At 37.7% G+C, this 18,050-nt stretch carries 16 protein-coding genes and 1 other annotated feature; of the genes, 13 read left to right on the top strand and 3 right to left on the bottom strand.

The features are described from left to right. Positions 1 to 174: 174 nt before the first annotated feature. The gene (locus tag PH4a_RS12855; protein WP_129040253.1) at positions 175 to 600 is read right to left on the bottom strand and encodes a secondary thiamine-phosphate synthase enzyme YjbQ; all 426 of its coding nucleotides are present in this window, start codon (positions 598 to 600) and stop codon (positions 175 to 177) included. A 244-nt stretch (positions 601 to 844) separates the two neighbouring features. On the opposite strand from PH4a_RS12855, the gene ybjG reads away from it, so the two are divergent. The 4 genes from ybjG to PH4a_RS12835 all read left to right on the top strand — a co-directional run bounded on the left by ybjG (position 845) and on the right by PH4a_RS12835 (position 7,224). After that, positions 845 to 1,456, top strand: coding sequence for an undecaprenyl-diphosphate phosphatase (gene ybjG, locus PH4a_RS12850; protein ID WP_129040250.1), 612 nt, complete (start codon positions 845 to 847; stop codon positions 1,454 to 1,456). 917 nt (positions 1,457 to 2,373) lie between these two features. After that, the gene (locus tag PH4a_RS12845) at positions 2,374 to 3,690 is read left to right on the top strand and encodes an HAAAP family serine/threonine permease (RefSeq protein WP_129040248.1); all 1,317 of its coding nucleotides are present in this window, start codon (positions 2,374 to 2,376) and stop codon (positions 3,688 to 3,690) included. Positions 3,691 to 3,817: 127 nt separating this feature from the next. Then, positions 3,818 to 5,182, top strand: coding sequence for an L-serine ammonia-lyase (locus tag PH4a_RS12840; RefSeq protein ID WP_064719462.1), 1,365 nt, complete (start codon positions 3,818 to 3,820; stop codon positions 5,180 to 5,182). A gap of 371 nt (positions 5,183 to 5,553) precedes the next feature. After that, positions 5,554 to 7,224: a formate--tetrahydrofolate ligase gene (locus PH4a_RS12835; RefSeq protein WP_129040246.1), complete on the top strand. Its 1,671-nt coding sequence runs from the start codon at positions 5,554 to 5,556 to the stop codon at positions 7,222 to 7,224. 93 nt (positions 7,225 to 7,317) lie between these two features. Here the strand turns inward: PH4a_RS12835 and PH4a_RS12830 are convergent, their stop codons facing one another. Beyond that, complete coding sequence (locus tag PH4a_RS12830) at positions 7,318 to 8,520, bottom strand: serine hydrolase (protein WP_129040244.1); 1,203 nt, start codon at positions 8,518 to 8,520, stop codon at positions 7,318 to 7,320. 157 nt (positions 8,521 to 8,677) lie between these two features. Between PH4a_RS12830 and PH4a_RS12825 the strand changes: the two genes are divergently transcribed. Continuing rightward, positions 8,678 to 9,298 carry a glutathione S-transferase family protein gene (locus PH4a_RS12825; protein WP_129040242.1) on the top strand — a complete coding sequence of 207 codons (621 nt, stop codon included), beginning with the start codon at positions 8,678 to 8,680 and terminating at the stop codon, positions 9,296 to 9,298. Position 9,299: 1 nt separating this feature from the next. On the opposite strand, the gene PH4a_RS12820 is transcribed toward PH4a_RS12825, so the two are convergent. Next, positions 9,300 to 10,121, bottom strand: coding sequence for an SDR family oxidoreductase (locus PH4a_RS12820; protein WP_129040240.1), 822 nt, complete (start codon positions 10,119 to 10,121; stop codon positions 9,300 to 9,302). A 324-nt stretch (positions 10,122 to 10,445) separates the two neighbouring features. After that, positions 10,446 to 10,575 (top strand) — a sequence feature (His leader region). Positions 10,576 to 10,619: 44 nt separating this feature from the next. On the opposite strand from PH4a_RS12820, the gene hisG reads away from it, so the two are divergent. Genes hisG through hisIE form a run of 8 tightly spaced genes read left to right on the top strand, consistent with a single transcriptional unit; the run spans position 10,620 to position 17,748 of the window. Then, positions 10,620 to 11,519 carry an ATP phosphoribosyltransferase gene (hisG, locus tag PH4a_RS12810; protein WP_129040238.1) on the top strand — a complete coding sequence of 300 codons (900 nt, stop codon included), beginning with the start codon at positions 10,620 to 10,622 and terminating at the stop codon, positions 11,517 to 11,519. A 6-nt stretch (positions 11,520 to 11,525) separates the two neighbouring features. Then, entirely contained in the window at positions 11,526 to 12,842 is a 1,317-nt protein-coding gene (hisD, locus tag PH4a_RS12805; protein ID WP_129040236.1) for a histidinol dehydrogenase, read from the top strand. A gap of 3 nt (positions 12,843 to 12,845) precedes the next feature. Continuing rightward, positions 12,846 to 13,928: a histidinol-phosphate transaminase gene (gene hisC, locus PH4a_RS12800; protein WP_129040234.1), complete on the top strand. Its 1,083-nt coding sequence runs from the start codon at positions 12,846 to 12,848 to the stop codon at positions 13,926 to 13,928. A 46-nt stretch (positions 13,929 to 13,974) separates the two neighbouring features. Further along, positions 13,975 to 15,042 carry a bifunctional histidinol-phosphatase/imidazoleglycerol-phosphate dehydratase HisB gene (gene hisB, locus PH4a_RS12795; protein ID WP_129040232.1) on the top strand — a complete coding sequence of 356 codons (1,068 nt, stop codon included), beginning with the start codon at positions 13,975 to 13,977 and terminating at the stop codon, positions 15,040 to 15,042. Beyond that, on the top strand, positions 15,042 to 15,632 hold the full coding sequence (gene hisH, locus PH4a_RS12790; protein ID WP_064719453.1) for an imidazole glycerol phosphate synthase subunit HisH: 591 nt from the start codon (positions 15,042 to 15,044) through the stop codon (positions 15,630 to 15,632). Before hisB ends, hisH begins: the two co-directional genes overlap by 1 nt. A 6-nt stretch (positions 15,633 to 15,638) precedes the next feature. Beyond that, entirely contained in the window at positions 15,639 to 16,376 is a 738-nt protein-coding gene (gene hisA, locus PH4a_RS12785) for a 1-(5-phosphoribosyl)-5-[(5-phosphoribosylamino)methylideneamino]imidazole-4-carboxamide isomerase (RefSeq protein ID WP_129040230.1), read from the top strand. Further along, a complete protein-coding gene (hisF, locus tag PH4a_RS12780) occupies positions 16,358 to 17,131 on the top strand; it encodes an imidazole glycerol phosphate synthase subunit HisF (protein WP_129040228.1) in 774 nt (257 codons plus the stop codon). The genes hisA and hisF overlap by 19 nt, the downstream gene beginning before the upstream one ends. Beyond that, positions 17,128 to 17,748: a bifunctional phosphoribosyl-AMP cyclohydrolase/phosphoribosyl-ATP diphosphatase HisIE gene (gene hisIE, locus PH4a_RS12775; protein WP_064719450.1), complete on the top strand. Its 621-nt coding sequence runs from the start codon at positions 17,128 to 17,130 to the stop codon at positions 17,746 to 17,748. The genes hisF and hisIE overlap by 4 nt, the downstream gene beginning before the upstream one ends. Positions 17,749 to 18,050: the final 302 nt, after the last annotated feature.

The following is an 18,050-nucleotide window of genomic DNA, read 5'->3' as shown; positions in this document are numbered from 1 at the left end:
CACCTTCATTTCTAAAAAATATTTCTATTTTTTTTTATTAATCAGCGAACTTTCTTTCTAACCCGCAGTCTGAATTAGTGCCACTGCTTTTCTTTGATGTCCCCAAATATTGAGGAGCCCGATAGTTTCAACCCCTTTGGTGAAATAACTGTCGGGTTTTTTATTGCCTAAAAATTAATAACACTCGCCTTGTAGTGTCGCAATAATAGTACGACGGCCTCCATGATTACGGTGCTCTCCGAGATAGATTCCTTGCCATATTCCCATATTTAACTCTCCTTGAGTAATAGGTATTGTGACACTTTGCCCTAATAAACTACTTTTGATATGAGCAGGCATATCGTCACTTCCTTCATAAGTATGCAGATAATAGTCTTCCCCTTCTCTAACATTTTTATTGAAGAAATTCTCAAAGTCACTACGCACTGTAGGATCTGCATTTTCATTAATCGTTAATGAAGCTGAAGTATGTTGAATAAAAAAGTGAGCAATTCCGATTTTATATTGTCTCAGTTCCGGTAAATCTTGAATCAAGTCTGGTGTAACTAAATGAAATCCTCTTGGTCTAGCATTAAGTAGGATATTTTTTTGGATCCACATTATTCACACCTCATAAAGTATTAGATGAAAGAGAAGACGAGAGAGCAAGATAGTGATAACCGTAGTTTCTTATTTTTTAGTCGAAATTAGACTTGTTTGCAAAAAAGCTGACATTTCTTTTAAAAAAGCACAATTAAATAAGAAAAATACTCTTTACCCCTATTACTGGCTCATTTACCCTTACAGACTTGCGTATTATGTACCATAAACATCGCTTATCAGCACGACATGTATGGAGCTTACCTTGCTGGAACAACTTAATTTAGCCGTTTTTTCGATAATAAATGCAACACCGGCATCCTCTCCTTTAGAGATTAGCCTAGCAATAATCATTGCTAAGTATCTTGTATACCTTTTTCCATTATCATTACTCATTTATTGGCTTTGGGGTAACGAAAAGCACCTTCAACAGCAACGCACTTTAGTTTGCAAAACAGCAATTTCATTAGTTATTGCACTTTCTATATCTTGGTTAATCGGTGTCATTGCACCTCATGACCGTCCTTTTGTTGCTCAAATTGGCTATAACTTTCTCGACCATGATGCAACGCCTTCGTTTCCAAGTAATCATGGCACTTTTGTCTTTACCATTGCATTAGCCTATTTATTTTGGCATAGCAATAAGAAAATTGGCGGCATCCTACTTGGTTTAAGTATTGCTATAGCTTGGTCACGTATCTATCTTGGCGTACATTGGCCAATTGATATGGTAGGTGGCTTTATCGTTGGTCTGCTTTCTTGCGGCTTAAGTCAAATTTTATGGTCTAAAGGTGGAGAAAAGCTTCAATCATGGATACAGCAACTTTATCAATTCTGTTTTGCCTATCCTATTCGTAAAGGCTGGACAAAAGCATAAACCAAAATTCAATGGAAAAAGGCCACATTTACTGTGGTCTTTTTTATATTTAATTTCGGTTAATTTTACTCACCCATATATTAATATATAAATAAAATTATCCTCTACTATTACATCTTTTGTCCAAGAGGTATTTCGGCGTTATTTTAATCAAACAGAATTTATTATATTCGCTATATAATAAATTATCATACTCATCTATTAACATTATATCTGTATCAAATATGCACAATATTCTATTCGTCCAAAGTGGAACGGTATATTAATTTCATAAAAAGACTTAAGTTCATTAATAAATAATCATATCTAGCTCATTTTACATTCTTGTCTCACTCTTTTAATATAATTAGTCTAAAATAAAAAATCGTTAATTTTCAATTAACTATAAAGTTAAAATAATGTTTTAATTGTAAACAAAAATAACCTTATTGATTTTAATCATTTATTTTATAAAAAATAAAAAAGAACAAAAATAATCATTAATATATTAATAAGATTTATTTGGCTTTATTTTTTCATATCGTCAAAATTGGAAATATATTTCAAAACATTTAAAAAAGGCGAATAAAAACACAAAATATAAAAAATGTTACAATTTCCAGTTTTTTAGTTATATTTAGCATTTGAGATGATGATCACGGTACTTTATCCTGAAAAACACTATATTCTTCACCTCTTAAGTCTGGATATAAACTTATTGAATATTTTTTCAAATTTCAAAAGAGCATAATTCTTTTGAAGTTTAATGATTTATCTACTGTGGTAATTGAAGATGTTGAGATAACACCAGGTACTCAATGCACTCATTTATTCATTATTAAATTTATACAGTGATTTGTTCCTTTATAAGTAAGAAAGAACTTATTACTCACTTATTTTTTTCATTATTTTTTTACCGCGTTATTTCGGAGAGTATTATGGATACAACCCAAGCTGGTTCTATCACATCAGGTAACACCAAGGGTGATTACAAAGCATGGCGTAAATCAGACACCGTGTGGATGTTAGGTTTATATGGTACTGCTATCGGTGCTGGTGTTCTATTTTTACCTATTAACGCAGGGATTGGTGGTTTAATTCCTCTGCTTATTATGCTGGTTCTTGCATTCCCTATGACATTTTTCGCGCACCGTGGTATGTGCCGATTTGTATTGTCTGGTAAAAACCCTGGTGAAGATATCACTGAGGTTGTTGAAGAACACTTTGGTAAAACCGCAGGTAAACTGATCACTCTGCTCTATTTCTTTGCAATTTATCCTATTTTGCTTGTTTACAGTGTGGCGATCACCAATACCGTTGAAAGCTTCATTGTTAACCAAATGCATATGTCAGCACCACCACGTGCGATTTTATCACTAGTACTGATTGTTGGTATTATGAGCATCATCCGCTTTGGTGAACAAGCTATCGTTAAAGCAATGAGTGTACTGGTGTTCCCATTTGTTGCCGTACTGATGGTCTTAGCTCTGTATCTTATTCCTGAGTGGAATGGCGCGATCCTTGATACTCTTTCTTTTGACCACGCAACCACTTCTGGTATGGGCCAAGGCCTGTTAGTTACTTTGTGGTTAGCTATTCCAGTTATGGTGTTCTCATTTAACCACTCACCAATCATTTCTGCGTTTGCGGTAGCAAAACGTGAAGAATATGGTGAAAATGCTGAGAAAAAATGTTCACGCATTTTAGCTTACGCACACATCATGATGGTTATCACAGTAATGTTCTTCGTGTTTAGCTGCGTATTTAGCTTAACACCTGAGAACTTAGCAGAAGCTAAAGCACAAAACATCAGTATCCTGTCTTACCTTGCGAACCACTTTGAAGCACCAGTAATTGCTTATATCGCGCCTTTCATTGCTTTTGTTGCAATTACTAAATCATTCTTAGGTCACTATCTTGGTGCTCGTGAAGGTTTCAATGGTTTAATTATCAAATCACTGCGTGATAAAGGTAAAACTATTGAGAAAGATCGCTTAAACAAAATCACCGCTCTATTCATGCTAGTAACAACTTGGATCGTAGCAACATTAAACCCAAGTATTCTTGGTATGATTGAAACATTAGGTGGTCCAATTATCGCAATGTTACTGTTCCTGATGCCTATGTATGCCATCCACAAAGTACCTGCGATGAAGAAATATCAAGGCCATATCAGCAACGTATTTGTTGTAGTTATGGGTCTTATCGCAATCTCAGCAGTTTTCTATAGCTTAGCAAGCTCTTTAATGGGCTAATGAAGCGTACGTGGCTACTTTCAATAATGAAAGTAGCCATTACAAAGCTTTAGTTTTCAAGACTGACACTTATTACTCTAATAATCACACAGTTGCGCCTTTAAATTAAATTAGGGAGGCGAATATTATGGTTAGCGTCTTTGATATTTTTAAAATTGGTATTGGCCCTTCAAGCTCACACACTGTAGGCCCGATGAAAGCGGGTAAAGAATTTGTCGATTTACTTGCTGAAAAAAATCTTCTCTCTTCTGTTTCCCACGTTATTGTTGATGTTTATGGTTCTTTATCGTTAACAGGTAAAGGCCATGCGACTGATATCGCGATTATTATGGGATTAGCAGGAAATTTACCTGATACGGTTGATATTGATGCCATTGCGCCTTTTATGAAGCAAGTGGCAACAACAGGCCGCTTAATGCTAGCTAATGGCGCGAAAGAAGTTAATTTTCCTGTTAATGGCGGCATGAACTTCCATAAAACCAATCTACCATTACATGAAAATGGTATGACTATCACTGCATTTAATGGTGATCTCACCCTATTGAAAAAAACATATTATTCAATTGGTGGTGGTTTTATTGTTGATGAAGAACATTTTGGTCAACCCGAAGAAAATAGCATTCAAGTACCTTATCCTTACCAATATGCGGCAGATTTGCGTCGTCATTGCAAAGAAACCGGGCTTTCTCTGTCTGCATTAGTCATGCAAAACGAATTAGCATTACGCAGTAAAGAAGAGATATCAGCACATTTTGCTGCCGTTTGGGATGTCATGAAATCAGGTATTGAGCGTGGTGTAAATACCGAAGGTTTATTACCTGGGCCATTGCGTGTACCACGTCGTGCATCTGCATTACGCCGTATGTTGGTAACAGAAGATAAAACTACCACAGATCCAATGACGGTAGTTGATTGGATTAATATGTTCGCGCTTGCTGTGAATGAAGAAAACGCGGCAGGTGGGCGTGTCGTTACAGCGCCAACAAATGGTGCTTGTGGCATTATTCCGGCAGTGCTTTCTTATTACGATAAGTTTATTCGACCTGTAAATGAAAACTCTTATAGTCGCTTTTTCTTAGTGGCTGGCGTTATCGGTTCTCTTTACAAAATGAACGCGTCAATTTCAGGTGCTGAAGTAGGCTGCCAAGGCGAAGTTGGTGTTGCATGTTCAATGGCAGCAGGTGCATTAACTGAACTACTTGGCGGTAGTCCAGAACAAGTTTGTATCGCAGCTGAAATCGCAATGGAGCATAACTTAGGTTTAACCTGCGACCCTGTTGCTGGACAAGTTCAAGTCCCTTGCATAGAGCGTAATGCTATTGCCGCAGTACAAGCCGTTAACTCATCACGCATGGCTTTACGTCGTGTTAGTGATCCTCGTATCTGTTTAGATAAAGTTATTGAAACAATGTATGAAACAGGAAAAGACATTAATTCTAAGTATCGTGAAACCTCTCAAGGTGGATTAGCGATTAAAGTCTCTTGTGATTAATGTTGACATTCTATTGTATTAAATAACTCTAAAAGGCGCTGATATAAGCGCCTTTTTTATATCTAACCCATTTTTAGTTATGATCTTTCTGTAAAACGCTTTCTCTGTACTCAATAAATCATCATCCAGAATGAAAAATACTTCTATTTATAAGGTCTGTGTATATTGAAAAATGGTGATTGAATGGTTTAATAGTAAACTGATTATCGAAAGCTAAATATTTACATGCTTATCAATATATTGGTCATATTTATATTATTAGCTAAAGTTGATTCATCAAGCATTTGTCTCGCACTACGTTGTCGCTCTATCTATAGCGTAGATTAACAAAAATTATTAGATATATATCAACGGGATAAAAGAGAATTAAAATGAAATCAGATATTCAAATCTCCCATGACGCACACCTTTTACCTATTCAGGATATCGCTAAAAAATTAAATATTGATCAAGAAGATATTGAATTTTATGGTAAATATAAAGCAAAGTTTAGCAATAGCATTTGGTCAAAGATAGAACAAAATAAACGCGGCAAATTAGTGCTAGTCACCGCAATTAATCCAACTCCCGCAGGAGAAGGCAAAACAACGGTTACCGTAGGATTAGGGCAAGCGCTCAACCATATTGGTAAGAATGCAATTATCGCACTTCGTGAGCCTTCTCTTGGCCCTTGTTTTGGTATTAAAGGCGGAGCAACTGGCGGCGGATATGCTCAGGTAGTACCAATGGAAGATCTTAATCTCCATTTTACGGGTGATTTTCACGCTATTACATCAGCTAATAACTTACTTTCAGCAATGCTTGATAACCATATTTATCAAGGAAATGAATTAAATATCGATCCTAAAAAGATCACCTTCAAACGCTGTCTGGACATGAATGACCGCGCTTTACGTCATACTGTTGTGGGATTAGGTGGAGCCAAAGATGGTGTGACTAGAGAAGATAATTTTGTTATCACTGTTGCCTCTGAAGTAATGTCTATCCTCTGCTTAGCTCAAGATATTGATGATTTAAAACAGCGACTTTCTCGCATAATTATTGCTTATTCTTATGATGGAAATCCGGTAACAGCAAAAGATCTTGGTGCTGTTGGCGCAATGGCAAGTTTACTGAAAGATGCAATTAATCCTAACTTAGTGCAAACATTAGAAAATACGCCTGCCATTGTTCATGGTGGCCCTTTTGCCAATATTGCTCATGGATGTAATAGCGTCAGAGCGACAAAACTCGCCCTTGGATTAGCGGATATCGTAGTTACAGAAGCAGGTTTTGGTGCTGATTTGGGTGCTGAAAAATTCTTCGATATTAAATGTCGTATAAGTGGATTAAAACCTGACTGTGCCGTTATTGTTGTCACTACCAAGGCATTAAAATATAACGGTGGTTTAGGCAAAAGTGAATGGAATAAAGAAGATTTAGCTGCGCTTGAACAAGGAATTGTGAATCTTGAAAAGCATATAGAAAACCTTAAAAAGTATGGCTTACCTGTTATTGTTTCGCTTAATGCTTATATAACTGATAGCGTAGCTGAGCATAAATTTATCGAACAATTCTGCCAAAATAGAGGATGCCGCTTTGCTATTACTAAAGTGTGGGAAAATGGCGGTACGGGTGGTATTGAATTAGCCAATCAAGTCGTTGATACACTTCAAAATGAATCAGGAAAATTTCAACTACTCTATCCAGATAATTTTTCATTAAATAAAAAAATTGAAACTATAGCTAAAGAAATCTATGGTGCTAAGGGTGTAACTTACGGCAACAATGCTCGTAATATGTTAGAAAATATAGAAAAAATGGGCTTTGGTCACTTGCCTATATGCATGGCTAAAACACAATATTCATTTTCAGATGATGCAACATTACTGGGTCGCCCTACTGATTTTACTATCAATGTACGTGAAGTTTATGTTTCTGCGGGTGCAGGCTTTGTTGTTGCATTAACTGGCTCTATTACCACCATGCCAGGTCTTCCTAAAATACCCGCAGCAACAGTAATTAATATTGATAATGATGGGGTTATTAATGGGCTTTTTTAAGCTGTTTTTTAGCTAAAATGATGACCCAAAAATGCCAGCTATTGCTGGCATTGCTTTTATTATTGGGTGAAAAACTCAGTAACAATATAGTTGTTAGCCAAATATAGCATTAAACCAACCAGATACTGTTTTTACCATGAAATCCCAGATACGACTAAAGAAACCACCCTCTTCAACCGCTTCTTTGACCACTAATGGACGCTGTTCAATCACTTCATCATTAAGTAAAAAGTTAACAGTACCCACAACTTGGTTTTTCGCTAACGGCGCTTCTAATACCGGATTAGTTAAAGTAAATGACGCTTTCAGGTTTTTTAACTCACCTTTAGGAATAGTAATAGAAGCATCTGTTGCTACCCCTAACGCCACTTCACCTTTATCGCCATACCATACTTTTTGTGTTGTTAATGGCGCATTTTCTTTAACTGGTGTTACGGTTTCATAAAAACGAAATCCCCAACCGAGTAGCTTTTCACTTTCAGAAAAACGAACTTTATCTGATGGCGTTCCTAATACAACGGCAATTAGGCGCATATCGCCTTCTGTTGCTGAAGAAACTAAATTATAACCCGCACCACTTGTGTGTCCGGTTTTTACACCATCCACATTCATGTTTTTGTTCCACAATAAACGGTTACGATTTGGCTGACGAATATTATTGAACGTAAATTCTTTTTCTTTATGGATCTCGTATTCAGAAGGCACATCACGGATCATCGCAGCTGTCAGCAATGCCATATCTTCTGCAGTCGTATATTGCCCATCAGAATCTAGCCCATGAACCGTTTTAAAATGGGTATTTTTCAAACCCAGATTAGCAGCATAAGTGTTCATTAAATCAACAAATGTTTCTTGGCTTCCTGCTACATGTTCTGCTAATGCAATACTGGCATCATTACCAGATTGAATAACCATACCGCGATTAAGTTCAATAACTTTAACCTGGTCACCTGGTTTTAAAAACATCAATGAAGAGCCTTTTAATACTGGGTTGCCTGTTGCCCATGCATTGCGCCCCACTATAACTGTATCGTCGGGTGACAATCGACCTTCTTTTATTGCTTGCCCAACCACATAACTACTCATAATCTTGGTTAAACTTGCAGGATCTAAACGCTCTTCAGGTCGTTCTGAAGCAAGAATTTTGCCGCTGTTGTAATCCATTAAAACATAAGATTTCGCATCAATCTGAGGAGGCACAGGATTATTCACTGCAAATACTGGACTAGAAATTATTAGCAGTAAACCCATTCCCGCGGTAACCTTACCGAGTACGGATGGAAGATTTTTTTTCATTACCGATCACCCTTTTATATCAATTTGTTAAAGCTTTCCTACTATAGGGCTTTCTGGAATAAGACGCCAACATTGATATATAGAGATTTATCTTATATTTATATTTAGCACCCTATAGAGTGGAATTTTGTTATTAATCGTGATTTAGGAGACATTTATGTTAAAAGTCTGGGGTAGAAAGAATTCATCGAATGTTAAAAAAGTCCTTTGGTGCCTAAAAGAGCTTAACGTCACTTATGAGCAAATTGATGTTGGTGGCCCTTTTGGTGGACTGACTGACACACATTATCTTGCAATGAATCCCAATGCTTCTATTCCAACATTACAAGAAGATGACTTTTATTTATGGGAGTCTAACACCATTATTCGTTATCTTTGCTCAAAACAAGAAGATTACACACTCTACCCTATTGATCCAAAACAACGTGCATCTGTAGAAAAATGGATGGATTGGTCAAATGGATCACTTTTTTCGCCAATTCAGCAAATGATGATCATGATAGTGCGAACACCAAAAGAGAAGCAAGATCCTCAACAAGTTCAGGCATTAAAAGAAAAACTTAATACACTGATAAAAATTGCTGATGATCAATTGGCAAATACGCCTTATTTTGCTGGTCATCACTTCTCTCTTGCAGATATTGCTATCGCACCTTTGGTCTATCCCTGGCTTGAAGTATGTAAAGATAGACCAAGCTTTCCCCACCTTGAGCGTTGGTTTGCACAATTGAGTGAACGCACCATTTTCCGTGATATTGTTTTATTGCCAGTTAGCTAATTTAGTCCATCGGCATTTTGTCGGGATCAGGATAATGATAATGGAATCCTAGATCTCGACAGATCTCTTGCCCATCGATCTCTCTTCTTGGTGCTTGCTCTTCTTCCACAAATTCAGGTGGAACTAGCGCTAATTGTGCCGATGCCTTGGAGTAAAACTCTTTTTTGCTTGGATGAACAGGTGCACATAAATTATATAAATGCCCGCCTTCATTTTGAGCAAGCAGTTGTTCAACAGCAAAAATAACATCATCTAAATGCACTAAATTAACGCATTGCTGAGCGCCTTTTACCTGCTTTTTCCCTGATAAAAAACGTCCTGCATGACGTCCAGGTCCAACTAATCCAGCTAATCGCAAAACATCAACAGTGGTTAATGGCAAACGATGCAGCCAATTTTCAACTTCAGCCATCATTTTTGCTGATAATGTTTCAGGCTTTATATCCATTTCTTCCGTTAACACACCACTTTGGCTACCATATACTGAAGTAGAACTAATATATATCACCCTAGCTACATGGCGTGACATTGCACTATCTACTAATTCTTGAATACTTTCTACATAATCATATCCACCACCACCAGCACTAGGTGGCAATGTAATAATCAAAACATCTGTTTCCATCAAATAGTCAAAATCGTCTCTGTCACACTCGATAGCTGGCGTTAATTTCAGTAAACAACAGTCAATACCGCTCATTCTGGCAGCTTCGACACCATCTTCTGTTGTTTTGGTACCTTTGACTTGATACCCTGCATCACGCAATGCACTTGCTAGCGGCAATCCTAACCAACCAAGTCCAACTATGGTTATCCGTTTCATTTTTCTCCCCTACACAAATTGCTCATATGAATTATGCAACAAATATCTTATTTAGCCATTACCAATAAATACTACTTATGATTTTTTATTTTTCTAACAAAGCAATATACTCGCTTAATTATGTATTTAAGTAAATAAGAGAAATATTAAAATAATATTAAAAACATAGAGTTATAAAATATTTAATTTATTATTAAAAAATAGGTTGCTTTTAGCTTTATAAATCATGTAGGTTGAAAGGCAGACAAATTCTAAATGCTGGTAATAATAACGAGCATTGTAATTAGCTAGGAAAATAATCATGTATAGCATTCAATTAAACCATCATCATCACCATCACCCTGACTAGTCTTTCAGGCGATGAGTGCTGGAAGACGTTCAAGTAACGCTTCCGGTGGTCTGAATGCAGATGAAAAAGAAAACCCCGGAAGGCAACTTCCGGGGTTTTTTTATAGCTAATTTTCATAACAAAAATATAAATAAAGATAGGGTGACAACATGTTAGATAAAGCAAGATTAAGAATTGCAATGCAAAAATCAGGTCGTTTGAGTGATGATTCTCGTGCTTTATTAGCACGTTGTGGTATCAAAATTAATTTAAACCAACAACGCCTAATTGCTTACGCTGAAAATATGCCTATCGATATTTTACGCGTAAGAGATGACGATATTCCCGGCTTAGTGATGGATGGCGTTGTCGATTTAGGGATAATCGGTGAAAACGTTTTAGAAGAAGAATTATTAAAGCGCCAAGCTCAAGGTGAAAATCCAAGTTATATCACCTTACGCCGCCTTGACTTTGGTGCTTGCCGCTTATCACTTGCTGCACCTGTAGATTTTGATTATCAAGGTGTTGAATGCCTAAACAACTCACGTATTGCAACCTCTTATCCAAATCTTTTAAAACGCTACCTAGATCAAAAAGGAATTAAGTTTAAATCCTGTTTATTAAATGGTTCTGTCGAAGTTGCACCTCGTGCAGGGCTGGCAGATTCTATCTGCGACTTAGTTTCTACTGGCGCAACACTAGAAGCCAATGGACTCAAAGAAGTTGAAGTTATCTATCGTTCAAAAGCTTGTCTTATCCAGCGTGACGGTGCAATGGATGCTGATAAACAAGCATTGATTGAACGATTACTCACACGTATTCAAGGGGTGATCCAAGCGCGCGAATCAAAATACATCATGCTACACGCACCAAGCGATTGTCTTGAAGATGTTATTGCCCTACTGCCTGGCGCTGAACGTCCAACTATTTTACCTCTAGCTGGTGATCAAAATCGTGTTGCTATGCACATGGTAAGTAGTGAAACATTATTTTGGGAAACAATGGAAAAGCTTAAAGCATTAGGTGCAAGTTCAATTCTTGTTTTACCAATTGAAAAAATGATGGAATAAGGTGAAATGATGAAAACGGGTTTTAATACATTAACTTACTGGAATAAATGCACTAAAGAACAGCAACAAGTGCTATTAACTCGCCCAGCTATTTCTGCATCTGGCGCCATTACAGAACAAGTTGCGAGCATTATTTCACAGGTACGTAATGACGGGGATAAAGCACTTAAAGCACTTAGCCAAAAATTTGATAAAGCGGCGCCAGAAAGTGTATTGGTTACAAAAACGCAAGTTGATGCAGCTGTTGCAAGACTCGATAGCAAAGTAAAACAAGCTATTGCTCAAGCAATGGGAAATATTCGCCGTTTTCATGAAGCACAAATTCCAACTGCAATAGAAGTCGAAACTCAAGCAGGTGTATTTTGCCAGCAAGTTAGCAGACCTATTAATGCTGTCGGGCTTTATATTCCCGGCGGCTCCGCGCCTTTATTATCAACAGTAATGATGTTAGGAATTCCAGCGCAAATTGCGGGTTGTCGAAAAATCATTCTTTGCTCACCACCGCCTATTGCTGATGAAATCTTATATATCGCCAAAGAAATTGGTATTGATGAAATTTTTCAAGTCGGTGGCGCGCAAGCTATCGCAGCCATGGCATTTGGTACCGAATCTATTGCTAAAGTGGATAAAATTTTTGGCCCTGGTAATGCTTATGTGACTGAAGCAAAACGCCAAGCAAGCCAATCGTTACAAGGTGCGGCGATTGATATGCCAGCAGGGCCTTCTGAGGTATTAGTCATTGCCGATGCTAAGGCAAACCCTGCATTTATTGCAGCCGATTTATTATCACAAGCAGAACACGGCCCTGATTCACAAGTTGTTTTATTAACGCCCGATGAAACCTTAGCAAAAGCAGTAATCAAAGAAACTGAAACACAGCTCGCACTTTTAAGCCGTGTGGAAATTGCTAAGCAAGCGCTGGCTGAAAGCCGCGTTATTATTGCGCGCGATATCCAACAATGTATTGAAATTAGTAATAGTTACGGCCCTGAACATTTAATTATTCAAACTGATGATGCAGACGACTGGGTTGATAGCATCACAAGTGCTGGTTCGGTCTTTTTAGGAGCTTGGTCTCCTGAGTCAGCCGGTGATTATGCCTCTGGAACCAATCACGTACTACCTACTTATGGATATACTGCAACCTATTCCAGTTTAGGATTAGCAGATTTTATGAAGCGTATGACAGTACAAAAATTAACGGCGCAAGGCTTATCAGATTTAGCACAAACGATAGAAATACTGGCTGAAGCTGAACAACTCACTGCTCATAAAAATGCGGTCACATTGCGCGTGAAAGCATTAGCTCAGGGGAACAAATAAGTCATGAATAACCAATTCGATATTACTTTATTAGCAAGAAAAAATGTCCGTGAATTAACACCATATCAATCAGCACGCCGCTTAGGGGGCAATGGAACAGTTTGGTTGAATGCAAATGAATATCCCATTGCACCTGAATTTAGTTTTAATGCAAAAAACCTAAACCGTTATCCAGAATGTCAGCCCGTTGATGTTATTACGCGTTATGCCACATATGCTGGTGTCAAACCTGAACACGTTTTAGTTAGCCGTGGTGCTGATGAAGCTATCGAATTATTGATCCGTGCTTTTTGTGAACCGGGTAAAGATGCGGTTATTTACTGCCCTCCAACTTACGGCATGTACAGTGTTAGCGCCGAAACATTTGGTATAGAACAACGTGTTATTCCTACACTATCTGATTGGAGCCCTGACATTAGAGCCATTGCATCACAACTAGATAATGTAAAACTTATCTATCTTTGTAGTCCAAATAATCCAACTGGAAATATTATTAACCCAGAACTCATTCGTAAAGTGTTAGAAATGACAGCAGGTAAAGCAATAGTTGCAGTTGATGAGGCTTATATTGAATTTTGTCCACAAGCTTCTATTGTTTCGTGGTTAAAAAATTATCCTAATTTAGTGATTTTGCGAACCTTGTCGAAAGCTTTTGCTTTAGCAGGGTTACGATGTGGTTTTACACTTGCCAACCCGCCTGTTATTGAATTATTACTTAAAGTCATCGCACCTTACCCTCTTTCAACTCCGGTTGCAGACATTGCAGCTCAAGCGTTAACGGAAAAAGGTATTGAGGTAATGAATCAGCGTGTTGCTGAAATATCTCGCAACAGAAACGCGTTATCTGATGCGTTAAAAAAATTGCCTAATGTTGAACAAGTTTATCGCAGTGAAACTAACTATATATTAGTGAAATTCACTGATGCTAGCCGAGTTTTCCGCACTTTATGGGAACAAGGGATCATATTACGCGATCAACAACGTCAATACGGCTTAAATGGTTGTTTACGTATATCTATCGGAACAACAGAAGAGTGTGATAGCGTGATTAACGCCATAAGAAACATTCAAACTGCAAATATATAACTATTAAAAATAATAACGAAAAAATCGCAACTAAGGAACCGCAACCATGAGCCAGAAAATTCTTTTTATTGACCGTGATGGCACACTTATCTCTGAACCGCCAACAGATTATCAAGTTGATAGACTCGATAAACTTGCTTTCGAGCAAGGCGTTATTCCTGCACTTACCGCACTGCAAAAAGCGGGTTATAAACTAATAATGATCACCAATCAAGATGGTTTAGGCACAGAAAGTTTTCCTCAAGCTGATTTTGATCCGCCACATAATTTGATGATGCAAATTTTTTCATCACAAGGTATTGAGTTTGAAGAGATCCTTATTTGCCCTCATAAACCTGAAGATAATTGTCCTTGTCGTAAACCTGAAACTGGATTAGTGACCCAATACCTCGTTGATGGCGTATTAGATAAATCAAATAGCTATGTTATTGGCGATAGACAAACTGATATCCAACTTGCTGAAAATATGGATATTCAAGGATTACGCTATAGCCCAAATGATTTAAATTGGACGATGATCGCCGAACAATTAACGAAAAAAGATCGTTATTCTCACGTTGAACGTAAAACTAAAGAAACAAAAATTGTGATAGATATTTGGTTAGATCGTGAAGGTGATAGCCAAATTAGTACAGGTGTTGGTTTTTTTGACCATATGCTTGATCAAATCGCCACTCATGGTGGTTTTCGCGTGAATATCGATGTGAACGGTGATTTAGTTATTGACGATCATCACACCGTTGAAGATACCGGCCTAGCTTTAGGTGAAGCATTGCGTGAGGCCCTTGGCGATAAACGCGGTATCGCTCGCTTTGGCTTTACATTACCAATGGATGAATGTCTTGCAAGTTGTGCATTAGATATTTCTGGCAGACCTCACTTAGAATACAAAGCTGAATTTAAATATCAGCGTGTTGGCGACTTAAGCACAGAAATGATTGAACACTTTTTCCGTTCTCTTTCATACACCATGGGTTGCACTCTGCACTTAAAATCTAAGGGCAGAAACGATCATCACAAAGCAGAAAGTCTGTTTAAAGTTTTTGGTCGAACTTTACGCCAAGCCATTCGCGTGGAAGGCAATACCTTACCAAGCTCAAAAGGTGTTTTGTAATGAAAGTTGTCATATTAGATACAGGTTGCGCTAATTTAGCCTCAGTGGCTTATGCAGTAAAACGACTGGGCTATGACCCTATTATTTCTTATGAAAAAAATACCGTATTAGGCGCTGATAAGCTGTTTTTACCTGGTGTAGGTACTGCACGTGCGGCAATGGAACAACTTAAAGCTCGCGAGTTGATCCCTTTAATTAAAGCCTTAACTCAACCGGTTTTGGGTATTTGTTTAGGTATGCAAATTCTGGCATCGCTAAGTGAAGAAGGAAAAGACATTCCTTTATTAGGTTTAATTGATGGCACCATTGATAAATTAGATACCGCAGGTTTACCCCTTCCACATATGGGCTGGAATCAAGTGCTTGCAAAACCAGCACACCCATTATTTCGCAATCTCAGTGATGATGCATGGTTCTATTTTGTTCATAGTTATGGTTTAGCTCTTAATTCATCAACTATCGCAGAAACGGAATATGGTTCTCGCTTTAGCAGTGCGATTCAAAAAGATAATTTTTATGGTGTGCAATTTCACCCAGAGCGATCAGGAAAAGCGGGAGCTCAACTTATCAAGAATTTTTTGGAGATGTAACGCGTTATGATTATTCCAGCATTAGATCTGATTGATGGTAAAGTCGTTCGTCTTCACCAAGGTGATTACGCTAAACAACGCGATTACAACGACGACCCACTAACTCGTTATCAGCAATATGAAAAAGAAGGTGCAATCCTTCTGCATTTAGTTGATTTAACCGGAGCAAAAGATCCTTCAGCACGCCAAATCCCCTTACTGAAAAAACTAGTTGCGTGCGTAAATATTCCAGTACAAGTTGGCGGGGGTATACGTACAGAAGAAGATGTGAAATCACTATTAGATGCGGGTGCAAGTCGTGTAGTCATTGGTTCAACTGCAATTAGCCAGCCTGAAATGGTGAAATCTTGGTTTGAACGCTATGGTGCCGACGCTATCGTTCTCGCTTTAGATGTACGTATTGATAAACAAGGTAAAAAATGGGTTGCAGTGAGTGGATGGCAAGAAAATTCATCTTATACCTTAGAAGAAATAATTGAACTCTATCAAGCCGTTGGTTTAAAACATGTTCTTTGTACTGATATTTCACGCGATGGTACGTTAGAAGGCTCTAACGTCGAATTATATAAAGAAATCAGCCAGCGCTTTCCTGATATCTTATTCCAAGCATCAGGAGGCATTGGTGATTTGCAAGATATCGCAGATCTCCCAGCTTCGGGTGTTGTAGGTGTTATCGTTGGTAGAGCATTATTAGAAGGCAAATTCACATTAAAAGAGGCTATCACATGTTGGCAAAACGCATAATTCCTTGTCTTGATGTTCGTGACGGCCAAGTTGTAAAAGGCGTTCAATTTCGTAATCACGAAATCATTGGCGATATTGTTCCCCTTGCTGAACGTTATGCAAAAGAAGGTGCTGATGAATTAGTTTTTTATGATATCACCGCTTCTTCTGATGGACGCGTAGTGGATAAAAGCTGGGTTTCTCGCGTTGCTGAAGTTATTGATATTCCTTTTTGCGTTGCGGGTGGAATACGCTCAGTTGAAGATGCAGGAAAAATTCTTTCCTTTGGTGCGGATAAAATCTCTATCAACTCCCCTGCACTTTCTGATCCCAATCTTATTTCTCGTTTAGCTGATCGCTATGGTGTGCAATGTGTCGTTGTTGGTATCGATACATGGTTTGATGAAAATACAGGTGAATATCTGGTTTATCAATTTACTGGTGATGAAAAAAGAACTCAGCAAACACAATGGAAAACTCTAGACTGGGTACGTGAAATTCAAAAGCTAGGTGCTGGTGAAATCGTTCTTAATATGATGAACCAAGATGGAGTACGCCAAGGCTACGATTTAAAACAACTTGCCTTAGTACGCCAAGCTGCTGAAGTACCGTTAATTGCCTCTGGTGGTGCAGGTGAAATGTCGCACTTTTTAGATGCGTTTAAACTAGCAAATGTTGATGGTGCACTTGCAGCTTCTGTTTTTCACAAACAAATTATCAATATTAATGAATTAAAACAGTATCTCGCAGAAAATGGCGTTAAGGTGAGAATATGATTAGCAAAGAAAAAATAGACAATTTAGATTGGCAAAAAGTGGATAATCTTATACCTGTCGTTATCCAAAATGCTATATCCGGTGATGTTTTAATGCTTGGCTATATGAATAAAGAAGCTTTAAATGTCACGCTTGAAAGTGAAAATATCACCTTTTATTCTCGTACTAAACAACGCTTATGGACTAAAGGTGAAACCTCTGGCAACTTCCTTAAGCTGGTTGATATTTATCCTGATTGCGACAATGATACATTGTTAATATTAGCAAACCCAATTGGCCCAACTTGCCACAATGGTACAGAAAGCTGCTTTTCCCCAGCACAAAGCCAGTGGGGATTTCTTTATGAATTAGAAAATATTTTGCGTGAACGTAAAACTGCTTCACCAGATAGCTCCTATACAGCAAGTCTCTACGCCAGTGGAACAAAACGTATAGCACAGAAAGTAGGTGAAGAAGGCGTTGAAACCGCTCTAGCGGCAACGGTTAATGATAGAGAAGAGCTAAAAAATGAAGCCTCAGATTTGCTCTATCACTTAATGGTATTATTACAAGATCAGTCATTATCACTATCTGATGTTATAGGCTGCTTACAAGAACGCCATAAAAAAGCAGAGTAAATTATTCTATTTATCTAGGCGTTAGGTAAAACAGAAAGACTAAGCTTAACACTCAACACGCTTAGTCTTTTTTATATATTAAAAAAGTATTGAATACCAATTTAATCCCCGTATTTAATGCCATTGAGCTCATTTCAATGGATAGAGATTTGATGAACTATTTAAAGCTGATCGCATTAAGCTTTTGATATTAAAACAACACGTAAATATTCTGCTATAAACTAACAAGAGGTTACTGATGCTATAGAGCTCAATGTGACCTTATACATCGTTGAGAACAAATGTCGAATACTATCGAATAT

It is taken from the genome of Proteus hauseri, from assembly GCF_004116975.1.
GTDB classification, from domain to species: Bacteria; Pseudomonadota; Gammaproteobacteria; order Enterobacterales; family Enterobacteriaceae; genus Proteus; species Proteus hauseri.
This window is presented reverse-complemented; position numbering and strand designations above follow the sequence as displayed.

Coding starts and splice junctions, on each gene's coding strand:
- PH4a_RS12825 (WP_129040242.1), top strand. CDS start 8,678: ATGTTAAAAGTCTGGGGTAGAAAGAATTCATCGAATGTTAAAAAAGTC.
- hisIE (WP_064719450.1), top strand. CDS start 17,128: ATGATTAGCAAAGAAAAAATAGACAATTTAGATTGGCAAAAAGTGGAT.
- hisC (WP_129040234.1), top strand. CDS start 12,846: ATGAATAACCAATTCGATATTACTTTATTAGCAAGAAAAAATGTCCGT.
- PH4a_RS12855 (WP_129040253.1), bottom strand. CDS start 600: ATGTGGATCCAAAAAAATATCCTACTTAATGCTAGACCAAGAGGATTT.
- hisA (WP_129040230.1), top strand. CDS start 15,639: ATGATTATTCCAGCATTAGATCTGATTGATGGTAAAGTCGTTCGTCTT.
- PH4a_RS12835 (WP_129040246.1), top strand. CDS start 5,554: ATGAAATCAGATATTCAAATCTCCCATGACGCACACCTTTTACCTATT.
- PH4a_RS12845 (WP_129040248.1), top strand. CDS start 2,374: ATGGATACAACCCAAGCTGGTTCTATCACATCAGGTAACACCAAGGGT.
- hisF (WP_129040228.1), top strand. CDS start 16,358: ATGTTGGCAAAACGCATAATTCCTTGTCTTGATGTTCGTGACGGCCAA.
- PH4a_RS12820 (WP_129040240.1), bottom strand. CDS start 10,121: ATGAAACGGATAACCATAGTTGGACTTGGTTGGTTAGGATTGCCGCTA.
- hisH (WP_064719453.1), top strand. CDS start 15,042: ATGAAAGTTGTCATATTAGATACAGGTTGCGCTAATTTAGCCTCAGTG.
- PH4a_RS12840 (WP_064719462.1), top strand. CDS start 3,818: ATGGTTAGCGTCTTTGATATTTTTAAAATTGGTATTGGCCCTTCAAGC.
- PH4a_RS12830 (WP_129040244.1), bottom strand. CDS start 8,520: ATGAAAAAAAATCTTCCATCCGTACTCGGTAAGGTTACCGCGGGAATG.
- hisG (WP_129040238.1), top strand. CDS start 10,620: ATGTTAGATAAAGCAAGATTAAGAATTGCAATGCAAAAATCAGGTCGT.
- hisD (WP_129040236.1), top strand. CDS start 11,526: ATGATGAAAACGGGTTTTAATACATTAACTTACTGGAATAAATGCACT.
- hisB (WP_129040232.1), top strand. CDS start 13,975: ATGAGCCAGAAAATTCTTTTTATTGACCGTGATGGCACACTTATCTCT.